General features: G+C 69.7%; 19 protein-coding genes, 1 other RNA gene, 1 pseudogene and 1 riboswitch. Of the genes and pseudogenes, 16 read left to right on the top strand and 5 right to left on the bottom strand.

Going from position 1 to position 18,196, the window contains the following annotated elements; all coding sequences use genetic code 11:
• Positions 1 to 103: 103 nt before the first annotated feature.
• From glyA to thiL, 10 genes are all read left to right on the top strand, one after another.
• Positions 104 to 1,357 carry a serine hydroxymethyltransferase gene (gene glyA / locus FHW78_RS06710; RefSeq protein ID WP_183639067.1) on the top strand — a complete coding sequence of 418 codons (1,254 nt, stop codon included), beginning with the start codon at positions 104 to 106 and terminating at the stop codon, positions 1,355 to 1,357.
• A gap of 210 nt (positions 1,358 to 1,567) precedes the next feature.
• Positions 1,568 to 2,104, top strand: a complete 537-nt coding sequence (nrdR, locus tag FHW78_RS06705; protein ID WP_183639066.1) for a transcriptional regulator NrdR — start codon at positions 1,568 to 1,570, stop codon at positions 2,102 to 2,104.
• 3 nt (positions 2,105 to 2,107) lie between these two features.
• Positions 2,108 to 2,638 carry a GNAT family N-acetyltransferase gene (locus tag FHW78_RS06700; protein ID WP_183639063.1) on the top strand — a complete coding sequence of 177 codons (531 nt, stop codon included), beginning with the start codon at positions 2,108 to 2,110 and terminating at the stop codon, positions 2,636 to 2,638.
• Positions 2,635 to 3,741 carry a bifunctional diaminohydroxyphosphoribosylaminopyrimidine deaminase/5-amino-6-(5-phosphoribosylamino)uracil reductase RibD gene (gene ribD / locus FHW78_RS06695; RefSeq protein ID WP_183639061.1) on the top strand — a complete coding sequence of 369 codons (1,107 nt, stop codon included), beginning with the start codon at positions 2,635 to 2,637 and terminating at the stop codon, positions 3,739 to 3,741. Before FHW78_RS06700 ends, ribD begins: the two co-directional genes overlap by 4 nt.
• A gap of 14 nt (positions 3,742 to 3,755) precedes the next feature.
• The gene (locus tag FHW78_RS06690; protein ID WP_183639059.1) at positions 3,756 to 4,520 is read left to right on the top strand and encodes a class I SAM-dependent methyltransferase; all 765 of its coding nucleotides are present in this window, start codon (positions 3,756 to 3,758) and stop codon (positions 4,518 to 4,520) included.
• A gap of 97 nt (positions 4,521 to 4,617) precedes the next feature.
• A riboswitch (FMN riboswitch) is annotated at positions 4,618 to 4,763 on the top strand.
• Positions 4,764 to 4,911: 148 nt separating this feature from the next.
• Positions 4,912 to 5,523, top strand: coding sequence for a riboflavin synthase (locus FHW78_RS06685; protein WP_183639057.1), 612 nt, complete (start codon positions 4,912 to 4,914; stop codon positions 5,521 to 5,523).
• Positions 5,520 to 6,617, top strand: a complete 1,098-nt coding sequence (gene ribB / locus FHW78_RS06680) for a 3,4-dihydroxy-2-butanone-4-phosphate synthase (protein ID WP_183639055.1) — start codon at positions 5,520 to 5,522, stop codon at positions 6,615 to 6,617. Before FHW78_RS06685 ends, ribB begins: the two co-directional genes overlap by 4 nt.
• Before the next feature lie 74 nt (positions 6,618 to 6,691).
• A complete protein-coding gene (ribH, locus tag FHW78_RS06675) occupies positions 6,692 to 7,159 on the top strand; it encodes a 6,7-dimethyl-8-ribityllumazine synthase (RefSeq protein ID WP_183639053.1) in 468 nt (155 codons plus the stop codon).
• Between the two features lie 4 nt (positions 7,160 to 7,163).
• Positions 7,164 to 7,643 carry a transcription antitermination factor NusB gene (gene nusB, locus FHW78_RS06670; RefSeq protein ID WP_318289383.1) on the top strand — a complete coding sequence of 160 codons (480 nt, stop codon included), beginning with the start codon at positions 7,164 to 7,166 and terminating at the stop codon, positions 7,641 to 7,643.
• 46 nt (positions 7,644 to 7,689) lie between these two features.
• Positions 7,690 to 8,628, top strand: a complete 939-nt coding sequence (gene thiL, locus FHW78_RS06665) for a thiamine-phosphate kinase (RefSeq protein ID WP_183639049.1) — start codon at positions 7,690 to 7,692, stop codon at positions 8,626 to 8,628.
• 70 nt (positions 8,629 to 8,698) lie between these two features.
• Here thiL and FHW78_RS06660 read toward each other — a convergent pair whose 3' ends face one another.
• The 4 genes and pseudogenes from FHW78_RS06660 to FHW78_RS06645 form a co-directional block, all read right to left on the bottom strand.
• Positions 8,699 to 9,529: an SGNH/GDSL hydrolase family protein gene (locus tag FHW78_RS06660; RefSeq protein ID WP_183639047.1), complete on the bottom strand. Its 831-nt coding sequence runs from the start codon at positions 9,527 to 9,529 to the stop codon at positions 8,699 to 8,701.
• Positions 9,526 to 10,908 carry an FAD-linked oxidase C-terminal domain-containing protein gene (locus FHW78_RS06655; protein ID WP_183639045.1) on the bottom strand — a complete coding sequence of 461 codons (1,383 nt, stop codon included), beginning with the start codon at positions 10,906 to 10,908 and terminating at the stop codon, positions 9,526 to 9,528. Before FHW78_RS06655 ends, FHW78_RS06660 begins: the two co-directional genes overlap by 4 nt.
• 34 nt (positions 10,909 to 10,942) lie before the next feature.
• Positions 10,943 to 11,329 (bottom strand): YraN family protein, encoded by a 387-nt coding sequence (locus FHW78_RS06650; protein ID WP_183639044.1) that lies wholly within the window; start codon positions 11,327 to 11,329, stop codon positions 10,943 to 10,945.
• A pseudogene (locus FHW78_RS06645) lies at positions 11,319 to 12,593 on the bottom strand (penicillin-binding protein activator); the annotation flags it as partial. The pseudogene FHW78_RS06645 and the gene FHW78_RS06650, both read right to left, overlap by 11 nt.
• 166 nt (positions 12,594 to 12,759) lie before the next feature.
• Between FHW78_RS06645 and rsmI the strand changes: the two are divergent.
• The 3 genes from rsmI (at position 12,760) to rnpB (ending at position 14,900) form a co-directional block, all read left to right on the top strand.
• Positions 12,760 to 13,584, top strand: coding sequence for a 16S rRNA (cytidine(1402)-2'-O)-methyltransferase (gene rsmI / locus FHW78_RS06640; RefSeq protein WP_183639039.1), 825 nt, complete (start codon positions 12,760 to 12,762; stop codon positions 13,582 to 13,584).
• Between the two features lie 77 nt (positions 13,585 to 13,661).
• Positions 13,662 to 14,534 carry an alpha/beta hydrolase gene (locus FHW78_RS06635; RefSeq protein WP_183639037.1) on the top strand — a complete coding sequence of 291 codons (873 nt, stop codon included), beginning with the start codon at positions 13,662 to 13,664 and terminating at the stop codon, positions 14,532 to 14,534.
• Positions 14,535 to 14,549: 15 nt separating this feature from the next.
• Positions 14,550 to 14,900, top strand: an RNA gene (rnpB, locus tag FHW78_RS06630) — RNase P RNA component class A.
• 532 nt (positions 14,901 to 15,432) lie between these two features.
• Here rnpB and FHW78_RS06625 read toward each other — a convergent pair.
• Complete coding sequence (locus FHW78_RS06625) at positions 15,433 to 16,203, bottom strand: NRDE family protein (protein ID WP_183639035.1); 771 nt, start codon at positions 16,201 to 16,203, stop codon at positions 15,433 to 15,435.
• 316 nt (positions 16,204 to 16,519) lie between these two features.
• On the opposite strand from FHW78_RS06625, the gene mraZ reads away from it, so the two are divergent.
• From mraZ to ftsL, 3 genes are read left to right on the top strand one after another with little or no spacing between them, the layout of a single operon-like run.
• Positions 16,520 to 16,966 (top strand): division/cell wall cluster transcriptional repressor MraZ, encoded by a 447-nt coding sequence (gene mraZ / locus FHW78_RS06620; protein WP_141455681.1) that lies wholly within the window; start codon positions 16,520 to 16,522, stop codon positions 16,964 to 16,966.
• Positions 16,963 to 17,934: a 16S rRNA (cytosine(1402)-N(4))-methyltransferase RsmH gene (gene rsmH, locus FHW78_RS06615; protein ID WP_343205539.1), complete on the top strand. Its 972-nt coding sequence runs from the start codon at positions 16,963 to 16,965 to the stop codon at positions 17,932 to 17,934. Before mraZ ends, rsmH begins: the two co-directional genes overlap by 4 nt.
• Positions 17,931 to 18,194: a cell division protein FtsL gene (ftsL, locus tag FHW78_RS06610; protein WP_141455682.1), complete on the top strand. Its 264-nt coding sequence runs from the start codon at positions 17,931 to 17,933 to the stop codon at positions 18,192 to 18,194. Before rsmH ends, ftsL begins: the two co-directional genes overlap by 4 nt.
• Positions 18,195 to 18,196 lie beyond the last annotated feature (2 nt).

Raw genomic sequence — 18,196 nt, 5'->3', positions numbered from 1 at the left:
CGTGGGCTAATATTTCAAGTCTTATCCCGACCGCCTGAACGCCGGTCCGCCGGTTCGGCCTGGTCTCATCTTTCCTTCAGCTTCCCCTTGCGAGGCCCCGCGAATGTTCCCCAGCACCACCCGTATTGCCGGATTCGATGACGAACTCGCCCAGGCCATCGCCGCCGAGGCCCGTCGCCAGGAGGACCACGTCGAGCTGATCGCCAGCGAGAACTACGCCAGCCCGCGGGTGATGGAAGCCCAGGGCAGCGTGCTGACCAACAAGTACGCCGAAGGCTATCCGGGCAAGCGCTACTACGGCGGCTGCGAGTACGTCGACATCGCCGAACAGCTGGCGATCGACCGGGTCAAGCAGTTGTTCGGCGCCGACTACGCCAACGTGCAGCCGCATTCCGGCTCGCAGGCCAACCAGGCGGTCTATTTCGCGCTGCTGCAGCCGGGCGACACCATCCTGGGCATGTCGCTGGCGCATGGCGGCCACCTGACCCACGGCGCCAAGGTCAATGCCTCGGGCAAGCTGTTCAACGCCGTGCAGTACGGCGTCAACGACCAGGGCCTGATCGACTACGACGAAGTCGAGAAGCTGGCGCTGGAGCACAAGCCGAAGATGGTGGTGGCCGGTTTCTCCGCCTATTCGCAGGTGATCGACTGGGCGCGCTTCCGCGCCATCGCCGACAAGATCGGCGCCTACCTGTTCGTGGACATGGCGCACGTGGCTGGCCTGGTCGCCGCCGGCGTGTATCCGAACCCGCTGCCGCACGCCCACGTGGTCACCTCGACCACCCACAAGACCCTGCGCGGTCCGCGTGGCGGCATCATCCTGGCCAAGGGCGCCGGCGAGGACATCGAGAAGAAACTGCAGAGCATCGTGTTCCCGGGCATCCAGGGCGGTCCGCTGATGCACGTCATCGCCGCCAAGGCGGTGGCGTTCAAGGAAGCGCTGGAGCCGGAATTCACCACCTACCAGCAGCAGGTGGTGAAGAACGCGCAGGCGATGGCCGCGACCATCATCCAGCGCGGCTACAAGATCGTCTCCGGCGGCACCCAGAACCACCTGATGCTGGTCGACATGATCGGCAAGGGCATCACCGGCAAGGCCGCCGAGGAAGCGCTGGGCAAGGCGCACATCACCGTCAACAAGAACGCCGTGCCCAACGACCCGCAGAAACCCTTCGTCACCTCGGGCCTGCGCATCGGCACCCCGGCGGTGACCACCCGCGGCTACAAGGAAGCCGACTGCGTGGCCCTGGCCAACTGGATCTGCGACGTGCTGGACGCGCCCGGCGACGACAAGGTCATCGCCGGCGTGCGCGAGAACGTCACCCTGCAGTGCCGGCAGTTCCCGGTCTACGGCTGATCGGCTGACCACCGCCGCCATCGCCACGATGGCGGCGCTGCTGGTCCGGCGGCGCCGTGGCGGCGCGGGTTTTTCCGCCGTCCCGTCGGGCTCGCCGCCCGCGGGCCCGGGCGGATCGTGACCGGGAGCGGCAGCGGCAGTACACTCAGGCGTTCGGGTGGAGTTCCCGCCCATTGCCGCCGCTCCCCGCGGCGGAAAGCCTCAGAGCCGATGCACTGCCCCTTCTGCCAGCACACCGACACCCGCGTCATCGATTCGCGCGTCTCCGAAGACGGCGCGACGATTCGCCGTCGGCGCGAATGCGAGGCTTGCGGCGAGCGCTTCAGCACGCTGGAGAACATCGAAATCAAACTGCCCGCGGTCATCAAGAGCGATGGCCGCCGGGATGCGTTCGACGCGCGCAAGCTGCGCGCCGGCTTCGATCGCGCGCTGCAGAAGCGCCCGGTCTCGGAAGAACAGATCGAGGCGGCGGTGCGCGCGGTGGTGCACAGCATCCGCATGAGCGGCGAGCGTGAGATTCCCTCGCGGCGGATCGGCGAGTTCGTGATGAACGAACTGCGCAAGCTGGACCACGTGGGTTATGTCCGCTTCGCCTCGGTCTACCGCAGCTTCGAGGACGTGGCCGACTTCCGCGAGGAAATCGAGAAGCTCGAGCGCGATCTGCCGGCCGGTGCCGGCCAGCTTTCGCTGCTGGGCGGTGAAGTCGTGCCCTTCGACAAGAACCTCGACAAGCACAAGAAGCGCTGAGCCATGCGCATCGAATGGATTGGGTGCCACCCGCAGCACGTGGCCGTGCTGGCGCGCTGGCATCACGCCGAGTGGGGGGCGCTGTACGACGATTGGACCCTGCCGGCGGCGACCGCCGAACTGGAAGACCACACCCGTCGCGCATCCCTGCCGACCACGCTGGTGCTGCTGGATGGCGACACCCTGCTGGGTTCGGTCAGCCTGCTGATGGAAGACGCGCCGGAACTGCAGGATCGCGGCAGCCCCTGGCTGGCCAGCCTGTTCGTGTCGCCGGAAGCGCGCGGACGCGGGGGCGGCAGGCACCTGGTGGAGGCGGCCGTGGCGCATGCGGCGGCGCAGGGGGTGGAACGGTTGCGCCTGTTCACGCTCTGGCACGAGGACTTCTATTCCGGGCTCGGCTGGGAACTGGAGGAACGTGCGCAACTGCACGGCGTGCCGATCAGCATCATGGGCATCGTCCCGGCGCGCCACGTGGCGGAGTCGCCGCCGCCTTCCCTGCCGTATCCACTCCAAACCACGGGAACCCGGGCATGACCGATACCGCCGCCTTCACCGCCACCGATCACGCGCTGATGGCGCAGGCCCTGCGCCTGGCCGAGCGCGGCGCCTACACCACGCGACCCAATCCGATGGTGGGCTGCGTGCTCGCGAAGGACGGCGAAGTGGTGGGCGAGGGCTGGCACCAGCGCGCCGGCGAGCCGCATGCCGAAGTGCTCGCCCTGCAGGTGGCCGGCGAGCGCGCCAGGGACGCGACCGCCTACGTGACCCTGGAACCGTGCGCACACACCGGTCGCACCGGTCCCTGCGCGGATGCGCTGATCGCGGCGGGCGTCACCCGCGTCGTCGCGGCGATGCGGGATCCGTTCCCGCAGGTCGACGGAGCGGGCTTCGACAAGCTGCGCGCCGCCGGCATCACCGTGCAGTCCGGTTTGCTGGAGGCGCAGGCGCGCCAGCTCAATCGCGGCTTCCTGTCGCGCGTCGAGCGCGGCCGGCCGTTCGTGCGGGTCAAGCTGGCGACCAGCCTGGACGGACGCACCGCGATGGCCAACGGCGATTCCAAATGGATCAGCGGTGATGCCTCGCGCCTGGACGTGCAGCGTTGGCGCGCGCGCGCCGGCGCCATCCTGACCGGCGCCGGCACCGTGCTGGCCGACGATCCCTCGCTGACCGTGCGGCTGGAGGACGACACCCCGTTCGTGCCGCCGCTGCGGGTGGTGCTGGATCCGGGACTGGCGACCATCGCGCGCGGGCGGGTGCGCGAAGGCGACGCGCCCACCCTGTACATCCATACCGCCGACGCCAAGCCGCCGCGCGAAATCGCCGCGCAGCGCGCGGTGGCGCCGGCCGATGGCAGCAACTTCGATCTGCGCGCGGTGCTGGAGCTGCTGGCCGCGCGTGGCGTCAATGAGGTCCAGGTCGAAGCGGGCGCGACCCTGGCCGGGGCGTTCATCGCCGCCGGCCTGGCCGACGAAGTCCTGCTCTACGTCGCGCCAGTGCTGCTGGGCGACCAGGCCCGGCCGCTGTTCGCCGGCCTGGGCATCCAGAGCATGGCCGAGCGCGCGCGACTTAAGATTGTCGACGCGCGCGCGATTGGCGAGGATCAGCGCCTCCTCCTGCAACCCGTGCCCGCCACCTGAGCCAGCCCCCGACCATGGCCGCCTTCAAGGATCATTTCTCGGCGCTCGCCGACACCTACGCCAGTTCGCGGCCGACCTACCCCGACACGCTGTACGACGCGATCGGCGCGGTGGTGCCGGCCAGCGCGCGGGTATGGGAGCCGGGCTGCGGCAGCGGCCAGGCGACCCGAGGCCTGGCCGCGCACTTCGCCCACGTCCACGCCACCGATCCCAGCGCGGCCCAGATCGCGCGCCACTGGGCGCAGCGCGAGCCGATCGGCAACGTGACCGTCGCGGTCGAACTGGCCGAAACGCCCTCGCTCGCCGATGCCAGCGTCGAGCTGATCGCGGTGGCGCAGGCGCTGCACTGGTTCGACCGGCGGGCGTTCTTCGCCAGTTGCGAGCGGGTGCTGGCGCCGGGCGGCGTGCTGGCCGCCTGGACGTACCAGGACATCGTGTTCTCCGACGATCTCGCCGACGTGGCCGAGGCGGTGCGCGACGACATCGATCCGTACTGGCCGCCGGAGCGCAACGACGTGGACGTCGGCTACACCGGCTACGACTGGCCGTTCGAGGCGATGCCGGCACCGGCCGACCTCTGGCTGACCGCGGACTGGACCCTGCCGCAACTGCTGGGCTACTTCGCCAGCCTGTCCGCGACGGCGTGCTTTCAGGCCGCCACCGGCCGCGACGCCATCGAAATCCACGGCCCCGAACTGGCCGCCGCCTGGGGCGATCCGCAGCGCGTGCGGCGGATGCGCTGGCCGCTGGTCCTGCACCTGCGACGCAAGCCCGCCTGAATCCGGCCTCGCGTCGTTGCGGCCGGCGCGACACAGCGTCCGGCCGGGCGCGGCGGACGGCGGTGCTACAATGCGCGGGCCGGTTCGCCGGCAACCAAGACGTCTTCAGGGCGGGGCGAAACTCCCCACCGGCGGTAGGTGCGCAAGCACGAGCCCGCGAGCGCCTCCGGCCACGCCGGAGGGTCAGCAGACCCGGTCCAATGCCGGGGCCGACGGTCACAGTCCGGATGAAAGAAGACGGCAACGCGGGCACCGCGAGGTGTGCGATGGCCTGCGCCTGCCTCAATGCCTTGGGGCGTTTTTCGCTTTTTTCATTCCCGCGAGAAACGTTCATGCTCCCAGTATTCCCTGTTGTTGTTCCCGTCCCGGCCGCGCGCGCGGAGGTGCCCTGATGTTCACTGGCATCATCGAGGGCGTGGGCGCGCTGGCCGCGTCCGAAATCCGTGGCGGTGACGTCCGCCTGACCATCCAGGCCGGAACCCTGCCGTTCGACCACGTGCAGCCCGGCGAAAGCATCGCGGTCAACGGCGTCTGCCTGACCGTGATCGATTTCGACGCCGGCTCGTTCCAGGCCGATGCCTCCAACGAGACCCTGGCGTTGACCACCCTGGGCCGGCTCAAGCCCGGCGCGCCGGTCAACCTTGAGCGGGCGATGCGTCCGACCGATCGCCTCGGCGGCCATCTGGTCAGCGGGCACGTCGACGGCATGGGCCAGGTGCTGGACATCCGCGAGGACGCGCGCGCGCAGCGCTGGCGCTTCGCCGCGCCGTCCGCGCTGCTGCGCTACATCGCCAAGAAGGGATCGATCTGCGTCGACGGCGTCAGCCTGACCGTCAACGAGGTCGACGACGCCGGCTTCGAGGTCGCGCTGATCCCGCATACGGTTTCGCACACCGCCTTCGCGCAGACGCGGGTGGGCGATGCGGTGAACCTGGAAATCGATCTGGTCGCGCGTTACGTCGAGCGCCTGCTCGGCGCGCGCGACATGGAGGCGCAGGCATGAGCTTCGCCACCGTCCCCGAACTGCTGGAAGAAATCCGCAACGGCCGCATGGTGGTCATCGTCGATGACGAGGACCGCGAGAACGAGGGCGACCTGATCATGGCGGCCGAGCTGGTCAAGCCGTCGGACATCAATTTCATGGTCACCCATGCGCGCGGCCTGGTCTGCCTGTCGCTGACCCGCGAGCGCTGCCGGCAGCTGGGGCTGCCGCCGATGGTCCAGGACAACACCTCGCCGCACCACACCAACTTCACCGTCAGCATCGAGGCGGCCGAAGGCGTCACCACCGGCATCTCAGCCTACGACCGCGCGCATACCGTGCGCACCGCCGTGCGTCCGGATGCCAAGCCGCAGGATCTGGCCCAGCCGGGCCACATCTTTCCGCTGGCATCGCAACCCGGCGGCGTGCTCAATCGCGCCGGCCATACCGAAGCGGCCAGCGATCTCGCGCTGATGGCCGGGCTGGAACCGGCAGGCGTGCTGGTGGAGGTCCTCAATCCCGACGGCAGCATGGCCCGTCGCCCGGAACTGGAAGCCTTCGCGCGCGAGCACGGCCTGAAGATGGGTTCGATCGAGGAGCTGATCCGCTACCGGCTCAGCACCGAACACACGGTCGAGCGCGTGGACGAGCGCGATATCCAGACCGAGCACGGTCCTTTCCGCCTGTTCACCTATCGGGATCGGTTGAGCCACGGCCTGCACTTCGCGCTGCTGCGCGGCACTGCCGTGGCTGACGTGCCCACGCTGGTGCGCGTGCACATGCAGAACCCGCTCGCCGACGCCCTGCATTGGCGCCGCGCCGATTTCGGCCCGGCCATCGGCGACGTGCTGCGCCGGATCGCCGCCGAGGAGCGCGGCGCGCTGGTGCTGCTGGGCGACGCGGCGACCCCGGACGCGCTGCTGGATCGCATACGGGAGTGTCCGGAGGCTCCGGCCAGCCGGGCCGGCGCGTTGGCCGAATGGCGCCGCAACGGCGCCGGCAGCCAGATCCTGGCCGATCTGGGGCTGGGTCGCCTGCGCGTGCTCGGCACGCCGCGCCGCCAGGTCGGCCTGGCGGGTTTCGGCCTGGACGTGGTCGAGTACGTCGAACCCTGACGCCCGCGACCCGGCCGGCCCCGGCGTGCGGGGCCGGCCCTGCTAAACTTCCCAACCCCCAAGGAAATCCGCCCATGGCCCACTACGAAGGCGATCTGCGCGCCCCCGAAGGCGCCCGCTTCGCGATCATCGCCAGCCGCTGGAACGCACGCATCACCGACGTGCTGGTGGCCGGCGCGCGCGAAAGCCTGGCCGGCAACGGCGTGGGCGAGGAAGCCATCGACGTCATCCGCGTGCCCGGCGCCTGGGAAATCCCGGTGGCCGCCGCGCGCGTAGCCGCGGGCAGCGGGCATGCCGCGATCATCGCGCTGGGCTGCGTGATCCGCGGCGACACCCGCCATTACGAGCATGTCGCCGACAGCTGCGCCGAGGGCCTGATGCGGGTGCAACTGGATTTCGGCGTGCCGGTGCTCAACGGCGTGCTGGCGGTCGAGCGCATCGAGGATGCCGAGGCGCGCGCCGGCGGCAGCCATGGCAACAAGGGCGAGGAGGTCGCGCTCGCGGCCGTCGAGATGGCGCAACTGCTGGAACAGTTGCCGTAACCACATTCAGGCTGGAGAACCCGTGAGCCGACAGTACCGAAAAGATGGCGTCGATCCCGTGACCCGCGCGCGTGCGCGCCGTCGCGCCCTGCAGGCGCTGTACGCGTGGCAGCTGTCCGGTGGCGAGGTCGGGCAGGTGATCGCCCAGTTCGCGCACGAGCAGGCGCACGAGATCGCCGATCTCGAATATTTCGAGGATCTGGTGCGCGGCGTGGTGAAGCATCGCGCGCAGCTGGACGAGGCGCTGGCGCCGTACCTGGACCGCACGGTGGAGGAGGTCGACCCGATCGAGCGCGCGGTGCTGCGCATCGCCGCCTACGAACTGCTGCACCGCCTCGACGTGCCGTACCGGGTGGTCCTGAACGAGGCCATCGAAACGGCCAAGCGTTTCGGCGCCGAGCACGGCCATACCTACGTCAACGGCGTGCTGGATCACGCCGCGGTCGCATGGCGTCCGGCCGAGACTTCGGCGAAGGCGCGCTGAGTCCGACGCGATGCGGAGCGGATCCGCATCCCGAAATCCCCGCCCCATGGACACCGGCGAATTCGATCTGATTGCCCACATCCGCGCGCGCGCCGGCCAGCGCGCGGACGTGGTGCTGGGCATCGGCGACGACGCCGCGTTGCTGCAAGCGCCCGCCGGCCGGCAACTGGTCGTCACCGCCGACACGCTCAACGCGGGCGTGCACTTTCCCGAAGCCACCGCGCCGCGGGACATCGGCTGGAAATCGCTGGCGGTGAACCTGTCGGATCTGGCCGCGATGGGCGCGGAACCGGCCTGGTGCACGCTGTCGCTGTCGCTGCCGGCAAGCGATCCGGCATGGCTGGACGCGTTTCTCGATGGCTTCCTGGCGCTGGCACGGCGGCATGGCGTTGCGCTGATCGGCGGCGATACCACCCGCGGTCCGCTGGCGATCGCGGTGACCGCGATCGGCACGGTCGAACCCGGTCGCGCGCTGCGGCGCGATGGCGCCAGGGTCGGCGATGACGTCTGGGTCAGCGGCACGCTCGGCGACGCGGCGGCCGCGCTGCATCTGTTGCCCACGCCGCCCGCCGACCTGCGCGAGCGCCTGGATCGTCCAGTGCCGCGAGTGGAACTGGGCCGCCGCCTCGCCGGTCTCGCGCATGCCGCGCTGGATGTTTCCGATGGCCTGCTCGCCGATCTGGGCCATATCTGTCGCGCCAGCGGCGTGGGTGCGGAGGTGGAACTGGGTCGCCTGCCGGCTTCCGCCACGCTGCGTGCGTATCCGCCATCGGAGCGCTTCGCGTGGCAGGCAACCGGCGGCGACGACTACGAACTCTGCTTCACCGCCCCGGCCTCCGCCCGGAACGCATTGGCCGAACTCGGCGTGTCGCTCGCCCTGCCGTTGACGCGCATCGGCCGCGTCGTGGACGGCGCGGGCGTGCTGGCCCTCGACGCCGAAGGGCGTCCCTGGCAACCGCCACGAGCCGGCTACACCCACTTCTGAACCAACACGCGTAGAGCGGAGCTCGCTCCGCTGCTTTTCCGACACCACACACCGCCGAGCAAGCTCGGCGCTACAGATCCGGTTCCGCAGCCTCCAGCAAGGCAGGCAATTCGGCGGCGCCGAGGGTCACCGGACGCACCTGCGCGTTGAGCGCTTCATTGCGCTCAAGCGGCAGGTTGTCGTCCATGCGACTGCCGGGCGGCAGCAGTGGGAAATCCAGGCGCAGGTCCGCCGCGCGTGCGCCGTGGCCGGCCATCTCGCGATACAGCGCCGCCGTCACGATCAACGATGCGCGCAACGAAGGATGCAGACTGTCGTCGGTGAACAGGACGACGTCGCGATGTTCCTGCTGGTAGGCGCGCAGGCGATGGCCGGCGAACACCGGCACGGCCTGCGTCACGCGCGCGGCCTGGCGCAATCCGCGATCCAGATTGTCCTGCCAGGTCGCATCCGGTCCCCAGGTTCCCAGCAGCAGCACCCGCGCGCCGGCCTTTTCCGCCAGATCGGCGAACTGCCGGTGCGCACGCAGGCTGTTGCGGCAGACATCCTCCTCCTTCTGCGCGGGACTGGCGGCGCAGGCCAGCACACCGCCGCGTTCCTGCAGCACGACCACGTCCCAATGGCTCCCTTGCAACGCTTTCGCCACGGCGCCGCGCTTCCAGTGCTGCGCCAGCTCGGCCCCGGGCATCACGTAGGTTTCGGTTTCGATCAGCGGGCCATCAGCCTGCGCACGCGCCAGGCTGCGCAATAGGCCGGGCAGGTTGTTGACGTAGATCAGGCTGTTGCCGACCAGAAGGACCCGCAGGGTGGGGCGCTCTGTCGGCGCGTTGGCGGGAGACTGCGCGGCGGCGTGGGCGATGCTCGCGCCCGCCAGCACAAGCAGCAGCCCCAGGCGCTTCACGGCGGCAGCACCTTGCCCGGGTTGAGGATGCCGTCCGGATCCAGCGCGCGCTTGACCGCGTGCATCGCCGCCAGCGTCGCGGGCGTGAAGGCCTGCGGCATGAAATCTCGCTTGGCCACGCCGATGCCGTGTTCGCCGGACAGGGTGCCGCCGAGCGACAGGGTCAGTTCGAACAGGCGCGGAAGCGCCAAGCGCGCGCGCGCGGTCTGGGCCGGGTCCTGCGGGTCATAGAGGATGTTGACGTGCAGGTTGCCATTGCCGGCATGGCCGAACGCGACGATGGGCAGGTCGAATTCCGCCGCCATCCTCTCGACTCCACCGACCAGATCCGGGATGCGGGAAACAGGCACGACGACGTCTTCGTTGATCTTGCCGTCGGCGATCGTGCGCAATGCCGGCGAGAGCGATTTGCGCGCCGCCCACAGGCGTTCGCGCGCGATTTCATCCGGCGCTTCGTCAAGCGCGATCAGTCCGTCGCCCGCGGCCGCGGTGGCAACGGCCTCGAGTGCGTGCGGGAGGGTTTCGCGTTCGCCATCGACCTCGATCATCAGCAGTGCGCCAGCGTCGGGAATGTCGGCGCCGCCGACCTCGCGCGCCAGCCGGATACAGGCCCGATCCATGAACTCCAGCATCGCCGGCGCGACCGGCTGCGCCATCACCCGCGATACCGCCGCCGCGGCCTGGGTGACGTCGTGATAGAGCGCGCGCAGGCTGGCGCGGCGCGGTGGCCTGGGCAACAGGCGCAGGGTGGCCTCCACGATCAGCCCCAGCGTGCCCTCGCTGCCGACCAGCAGATGGGTGAGGTCGTACCCGGTCGCGTCCTTGGTGGTGACGCTGCCGCAGGCGATCAGATCGCCGGTGCCGGTCACCGCCTGCAGGCCCAGCACGTTGTCGCGGCTGGTGCCGTACTTCACCGCGTGCGGGCCACCGGCGTTGCAGGCGAGGTTGCCGCCGATGGTGGAAACGTCGGCGCTGGCCGGATCCGGGGCCCAGAACAAGCCATGCGGCGCCAGCGCGGCTTGCAGTTCGCCGTTCAGCACGCCGGGCTCCACCACCGCATAGCGATCACCGGCCTCGATGCGCAGGATCCGGTTCATCCGTTCGAACGACACCGCCACGCCACCGGCATATGGAATCGCCGCACCGGTACTACTGGTGCCACTGCCGCGGGCCACGATCGGTACGCCGTATTCGCGGCACGCCCGCACGATCGCCTGGACCTGTTCACGGGTGCGCGGCAGGGCGACCGCGTCGGCGAGGGCGAAACGGCGCGAATTGTCTTCGCCGTAGCGGCGGCGGGCGTCGGCGTCGGTCAGCCAGCCATCGCCGAGCAATTCGCCTAGCGCGGTATCCAGTGAGGCGGGAAGGGAGGGATTCACCCGCCCATTCTAAGGGAGCGGGCCGGCGTGGGATTCAGGCATCGTCGGCGCGGAAGGCGTCCGCGATCCAGTCCAGCCGCGGGGAATCCGGATCGCCGCGGGCATCGACCACGTCGAAACGGCAGGGCAGGTCGGCATAGCGGGGATGGGCGGCGAGAAACCGCGAGGCGGCATGGATCAACCGGCGACGCTTGCCGGCATCGATCGAGCCGGCGCCGCCGCCGAATGCATCCGAACGGCGATGGCGCACCTCGACGAACACCAGCACCGCCTCGCCGCGGCGTTCATCGCACATCACCAGATCCAGTTCACCGCCGCGGTAGTTCACGTTCGCGGCCAGCGGACGCAGGCCGGCGCGGATCAGGAACCCGCGTGCGGCCAGCTCGATCCGCGCACCCTGTGCGCGGCGATCAACCGCCATCGGCGATGGGAACCACCGCGCCGCTGCGGAAGGTCGACCAGGCCGGCGAGCGCAGCACGTTGCCGAAGCCGTCCAGGCGCAGGACGCCGGTGGCGCCACGCAGGCCCTCGTTGGTGTCGTTGGTCAGCTTCTCCAGATACGCGGTCAGCAGCCAGGCGTCGTAGCCGAACGCGAACAGGCGCGCGGCCGGACCGCGCGCGGTCGCCAGGCGTTCGCCGGTCACGCTGGCCGGCGGCAGGCCGGGCACGCCGCGGGTGGTCCAGGCTTCGGCCGGGAACACGATGCCGTCCAGCGCCACGTCATCCAGTACCTTGCCGGTGCCGGACAGCAGCTGCGAGGTGGCCACCCGGCTCTTGCCGCCGAGGCCGGCAAGCGCCAGTTGCGGCGCCAGCACGCGCGCGGTCGCGCCCTTCACCGCCAGGAACACCGCATCCACATTGGCCTGCGCGGCCGAGGCCAGCGCCGCCGACAGATCGCCGGGCGTGTCGCCGACACTGAGGTTGGCCGCGACCTTGCCGCCGCGCTCGCTGAAGCGTTCGGCGAACGCCTGCGCCGCGCGCCGGCCGTTGTCGTCGGCGCCACCGATCACCAGCACGTTGCGGCGCTCGCGCTCGAGCAGGTACTCGGCGGCCATGATGCCGTCGTCTTCCGGGGTCAGCGAGAAGCCGGCCATGCCATTCGGCGGCGGCACGTTGCCGCGGTTGAGCACCAGCGTGGGCACCTTGAGCGCGGGCTCGCGGAACAGCGCGCTGACCTCGTCGCGGCCGAGCGGGCCGATCACGAAATCGGCGCCGGCGGCGACCGCGCGGCCGTAGGCGGCAATCGCGCCACCGGCGGTGCCGCTGGTGTCGAAGAACTCCACTTCCGGCCGGCGCCGGCTCTCGCCGTAATAGCCGGCCATCAGGCCGTCGCGGACCGGCTGCGCGGCGGTGGCCAGATCGCCGGACAGCGGCAGCAGCACGGCCAGCTTCACCGGCGGACGGTAGCCGTCGCGCTCGGCCGGCGGACGGTTGCCGAATTGCCATTGGTCGCGATCGAACGGACGGGGCAGCGGCAGGCCGCGCCGCAGCAGGGCGCGACCGGCGAACTTGTACAGCGGATCGCCGGCCGGCAGGGCGGCGGCGTCGCGCGCCAGGGTGGTGTCGTCCAGGCCGGACAGCAGCCGATCGATCTCGCGCGCGTTGTCGGCGCGGGCCTGGCCGGTGAGGACCGCATCCTGCCGCGCCAGCTCCGCGGCACGGGCGATGGCGGCGGAGGCCTGTCCCTTCGGCGTGGTCGGGCCGCTGACCTGGGTGGTGGCGCAACCGGCGAACAGCACGGCCAGCAGCAGCGGGGCGAGAATCCTTGCGAAGCGCATTTCCATAGGCATCGGCGGCGACAGGACGGAGGAACCGGCTACGATTCTACCCCTGCCGAAGGATCCCCACTGAATGCCCGCCGGAACCCTGTTCATCGTCGCCACGCCCATCGGCAACCTGGCCGATCTGTCGCCCCGGGCGCTGGAGACCCTCCGCCAGGTCGCCGCCATCTGCGCCGAGGACACCCGCCGCAGCGGCCAGCTGCTGGCGCATTTCGGCATCGAGCGGCCGCTGGTTGCCCTGCACGAACACAACGAGGACGCACTGGCCCAGCGCATCGTGGCGCGCCTGCAGGCAGGTGAATCGCTGGCGCTGGTCAGCGACGCCGGCACGCCGCTGGTCAGTGATCCCGGCTATCGCGTGGTGCGCGCGGCGCGCGCGGCCGGAATCCCGGTCAGTCCAGTGCCCGGCGCCTGCGCGGCGATCGCCGCGCTGAGCGTGGCCGGATTGCCGAGCGATCGCTTCGTGTTCGAGGGATTCCTGCCCGCCAAGGCGTCGGCGCGCCGGGATCATCTCGCGCAACTGGCCGGCGAAACCCGCACGCTGGTGTTCTACGAGTCCTCCCATCGCATCGCCGAGTCGTTGGCGGACATGCGCGCGGCGTTCGGCGACGATCGCCCGGCGGTATTGGCCCGCGAGCTGACCAAACTGTTCGAGACCGTGCTGGACGGCAACCTGGCCGATCTGCAGCGGAAGGTCGACACCGACGACAACCAGCGCAAGGGCGAGTTCGTGGTCATCGTGCAGGGCGCCGGCGAGGACGCCGATGCGCAGATCGCCGAGGGACGCCGCGTCTATGCGCTGCTCAACGCGCACCTGCCGCCGTCGGCGGCCGCCAAGCTGGCGGCGGAAATCACCGGCGCGCCGCGCAAGGCGCTGTACGGACAGAAGGACTGAGGAGACTCCGGCGGGGAGCGTCGTCCTGTGGTCGCCGGGAAACTGCTAACGTGCGTGCGACTTCCGGGGAAGCCGCCATGATCAGGATCCGATCCGCGTTCGCGACGCTGGTGTTCTGCCTTGCCCCATGGACGGCGCACGCGGCCGAGCCGGCTCCCCCGAAGCAACACTTCGTCGACATGGAACAGGGCCAGCGCCTGCGGCTGGATATGTTCGAACCGCAGACCGGATCCGCGCCACGCCCGGCCATCGTGCTGTTCCATGGCGGGGGCTGGTCCGTGGGCGAGGCGTCCTGGATCCATCCCACCGCGCGCCTGCTGGCGGAGCAGGGCATGGTCGCCATCTCGGTGGAGTACCGGCTCTCGGATCAGAAGACGGTCACGCCATTCGACGCGGTGGCGGATGCGCGCGCGGCCATCCGCTGGGTCCGCGCCAACGCCGCGGAGCTGGGGGTGGATCCGGCACGGGTGGCGGCGGGCGGCATTTCAGCGGGCGGCCATCTGGCGGCATCGACGGCCGTGTTCGACGAGCCGGGAGGCGCATCGATGTCCGCGCGCCCGGATCTGCTGGTGCTGTGGTCACCCGCCGTGGCGGTGGCAAACGATGGTTGGTTCACCCGGCTCAGCGGCGGCCCCGCGCAGGCGGCGGCGCTGTCGCCGGATCGGCATGTCCGCGCCGGGCTGCCACCGGCGATCCTGCTGCAGGGGGCGGAGGACAGCGTAACGCCGGCTGCGGGCGCGACCCGCTTCTGCGATCGCATGCGGCAGGCGGGAAACGTCTGCGAGCTGGTGATCTACCCGGCTGTGGGGCACTTGTTCACCCGCAACCTGCAGCAGCAGGAGGAGCCCGACTACAAGGCGATCGACATGGCGATCGACGCCGACGCCGACCGCAAGGCGATCGCGTTCCTGCAACAGCACGGGTTCATCACCAAACCGCGCGCGCCATGAGACAATGCGCGCGGCGGAGCCGGCCAGACAGTCGCGTCATGCGCAAGCATGCCGAGGAAAGTCCGGGCTCCACAGGGCACGGTGCCAGGTAACGCCTGGGCGGCGCGAGCTGACGGAAAGTGCAACAGAAAGATACCGCCGAACGGCTCTCCGGAGTGCGTGGCAAGGGTGAAATGGTGCGGTAAGAGCGCACCGCGAGTCCGGCAACGGACCGGCACGGCAAACCCCACCGGGAGCAAGACCAAATAGGGAGGCTATGCCGCGGCCCGCGGTGCCTCCGGGTAGGTTGCTTGAGCGTAGCGGTGACGCTGCGCCTAGAGGAATGACTGTCCAAGACAGAACCCGGCTTATCGGCCGGCTCCGCCTCATGTTTACTGGGCTTGTGCCCAGTAAACCCCAAAGTTCGCTGCGCGAACTTCGGGCCCCGATGCGCACTTCCATACCCCCGTCGTTCGCGCCGCTGGCGCGAACTCGCCCCCTGACTCAGGGGGCTTGTGCTTTCGGACAGGTCGAGCCGCGTGACGCGTTTGTCGTGCCAGTAAACCCCAAAGTTCGCTGCGCGAACTTCGGGCCCCGATGCGCACTTCCATACCCCCGTCGTTCGCGCCGCTGGCGCGAACTCGCCCACTGACTCAGGGGGCTTTTGCTTTCGGACAGGTCGAGCCGCGTGACGGGTTTGTCGTGCCAGTAAACCCCAAAGTTCGCTGCGCGAACTTCGGGCCCCGATGCGCACTTCCATACCCCCGTCGTTCGCGCTGCTGGCGCGAACTCGCCCCCTGACTCAGGGGGCTTGTCTTTCGGATGGATCAGGCTTGCGTGCTCGTGAGCGGGTTTGGCGCCATTGCGTAGAGCGGAGCTTGCTCCGCTGCTCCTTGGGCGGCCGGATGCGGCATCCCCCTTACGGCGGCATCCGGTTGGAGAGGGTGGTTTCGCCCAGCAGGTGGCCGTCGGGGCCGAAGCGGCGCTCGCTGATCCAGCCGTGGCCCTGGTGGTCGATGGCGATGAGGGTGCTGGCCCGGGTGCCATAGATCGGGTTGCGGATGAAGGCGGCCGACAGCAGACGTTCGCGTTCCAGGCCGACGCCGGTGTCGGGCAGTTCCGGGTCGGGGGCGAGGTGTTCGTCGGCCAGGCCGCGCCAGAGCAGGTCCACGTCCTCCGTCTCGCGTGACACCCAGTCGGACATCACCTGCATCAGCCGCAGGGTCTTGGGCCAGGGCTCGTCGAGGTCGCCGTTGGATAGTCCGTGCACGCCGTCGGCCAGGAGCATTCGACGTGGATGCGGGTAGTTGCTGACGTATTCGCAGACGTTGGCATCGGCAACCAGCAGATTGAAAGGGGCATAGGCGTCTGCCGCCGACCCGGTCGCGCCCGCGTATGCGGACGCGGACAGGCCGCTGCCGAGGAAATCCGCAGCCAGCGCGCCCCGCGACGGGGCCTGCGGGACGACGATGCGGGGATCCCGGACGTTGGTCACCACCGTCATCCGCCCCGAGAGGTCCAACCCCGCCCAGGTGCCGCCGGAGCGCAGATCGCGTCCGGCCAGCACCTCCGGCCGGTCGGACCAGCGCGCCAGGGCGGCGGTCGGACGCTCGTGCGCCTCGTCGCGGTTGCCGGCCATGACCAGGCGCCAGCGGGGATGGATGTTCCAGGCGATGGCGAGCAGGCACATGCCCGCATTCTGGCCCCTTGCGCGCCTCGCCGTCAGCAGTCGCAATCCACGGCGAGACTGAGATCACGTCGTGCTCACGTCGGTGAATCTGACCCGAATCTCAAAATCTGAGACGAAACAGCAACTTGTGGATAAGGCTTGAACAAGTCTCTGAAGTTTGCTGCAAGCCCTTGATACATCAAGCGATTTTTTGTCGATCTGCCTGTTGACAACCCTGTGCGCGGTGCTAATGTGGGCATCCGAGGGAAAACCGGGTTTTTAGTGGGTTTTCGTGGTTCAATTACCGCCTTCGTGCGGACGGGCAAGGGCAGGATTCGTGTTTCAGGGTGAGACCGCCATCACGGTTGACGACAAGGGACGGCTAGCGGTGCCCACCGCTTACCGCGACCTCGTCGCGCGCGAGTGCGGCAACCGGCTGGTCATCACCTACAACCCGTTCGAGGCCGGCAGCCTGTACCTGTACCCCGAACACGAATGGCAGCGGGTCAGGGACGAGGTCAGCAAGCTGCCGAGCACCCAGCGCGCCCACCGCAGCCTGCAGCTGAAGCTGATCGGCGCCGCCTCGGTGGTGGAACTCGATGGCAATGGCCGCATCAGCATCCCGGCGAGCCACCGCAGCGCGGTCGGCATCGAGAAGAAAGCGGTGCTGCTGGGCATGGGCGACAAGTTCGAATTGTGGAGCGAGCAGGCACACCACGCGCAGATCCGCCAGACCATCGGCGACGAGGATCTCAGCGCGCACATGCTCGAGTTGCGCTTGTGAGGACCGGTGACGGCACGCGGCAGTCCGCGCAGGCCGGTCACCTTTCAGCGCTGCACTTGCCGGTGTTGTACACGCAGGTCATGGAAGGGCTGCAGGTGAAACGGGACGGGACGTATCTGGACGGCACGTTCGGGCGTGGAGGACACGCGCGCGGAGTGCTGGAACGACTGGGGCCGGGAGGTCGGCTGCTGCTGATGGACAAGGATCCCGAAGCGATCGCGCACGCCGAACATACGTTCGCGGACGATGCGCGCGTCGCGATCCGCCGCGGCAGCTTCGCCGGCATGGCGGAGTGGGACGCCACCGCCGCCGGCCTGGACGGCGTGCTGCTGGATCTCGGGGTCTCGTCGCCGCAGTTGGACGTGGCCGAGCGCGGTTTCAGTTTCGGCAAGGATGGCCCGCTGGACATGCGCATGGATCCCGAATCCGGCGAGAGTGCCGCGGCGTGGCTGGCTCGCGCCGACGAACGCGAGATCGCGGATGTGCTGTGGACCTACGGCGAGGAACGCATGAGCCGCCGGATCGCCCGCGCGATCGTAGCGCGCCGCGCGTCGCAGCCGTTCGTCCGCACCGCGGACCTGGCCGAGGTCATCGCCTCGGCGATGCCGCGCGGCAAGCAGGACATCCATCCGGCCACCCGCAGCTTCCAGGCCATCCGCATCCATATCAATCGCGAGCTGGCCGACCTGGAAGCCGGCCTCGACGCCGCGCTGGCGCGCCTGAAAACCGGCGGACGGCTGGCCGTGATCAGCTTCCATTCGCTGGAAGACCGCATCGTCAAGCGGTTCATCGCCGCGCACGCCAAGGCGCCGCCGGCCAACCGCCGGTTGCCGGTGCAGGAAGAATTCGTGCCGACCCTGCGGATGATCGGCGATGCCCAGAAGGGCACGGCCGAGGAAATCGCCGGTAATCCGCGCGCCCGCAGCGCGGTGCTGCGCGTGGCCGAGAAACTGGAGGCCGCCGCATGATGCGCTTCCTGATCGCGGTGCTGCTGGTGGCGAACGTGGCTTCGGCCATCGGCGTGATCTACGCGCGCCACCGCCATCGCCAGCTGTTCGTCGAACTTTCGCGGCTGGAACGCTCGCGCGACGAACTGAACGTCGAATTCGGCCGGCTCCAGCTGGAGCAGGCCACGGTGGCCGAGAGCACCCGCATCGACCAGATCGCGCGCGTGCGGCTGGGCATGAAGTTCCCCGAGACCAACGATGTCGTGGTGGTGCGCCCGTGAAC

Source organism: Pseudoxanthomonas sp. OG2, assembly GCF_014192765.1.
Lineage (GTDB): Bacteria > Pseudomonadota > Gammaproteobacteria > Xanthomonadales > Xanthomonadaceae > Pseudoxanthomonas_A > Pseudoxanthomonas_A beigongshangi.
This window is presented reverse-complemented; position numbering and strand designations above follow the sequence as displayed.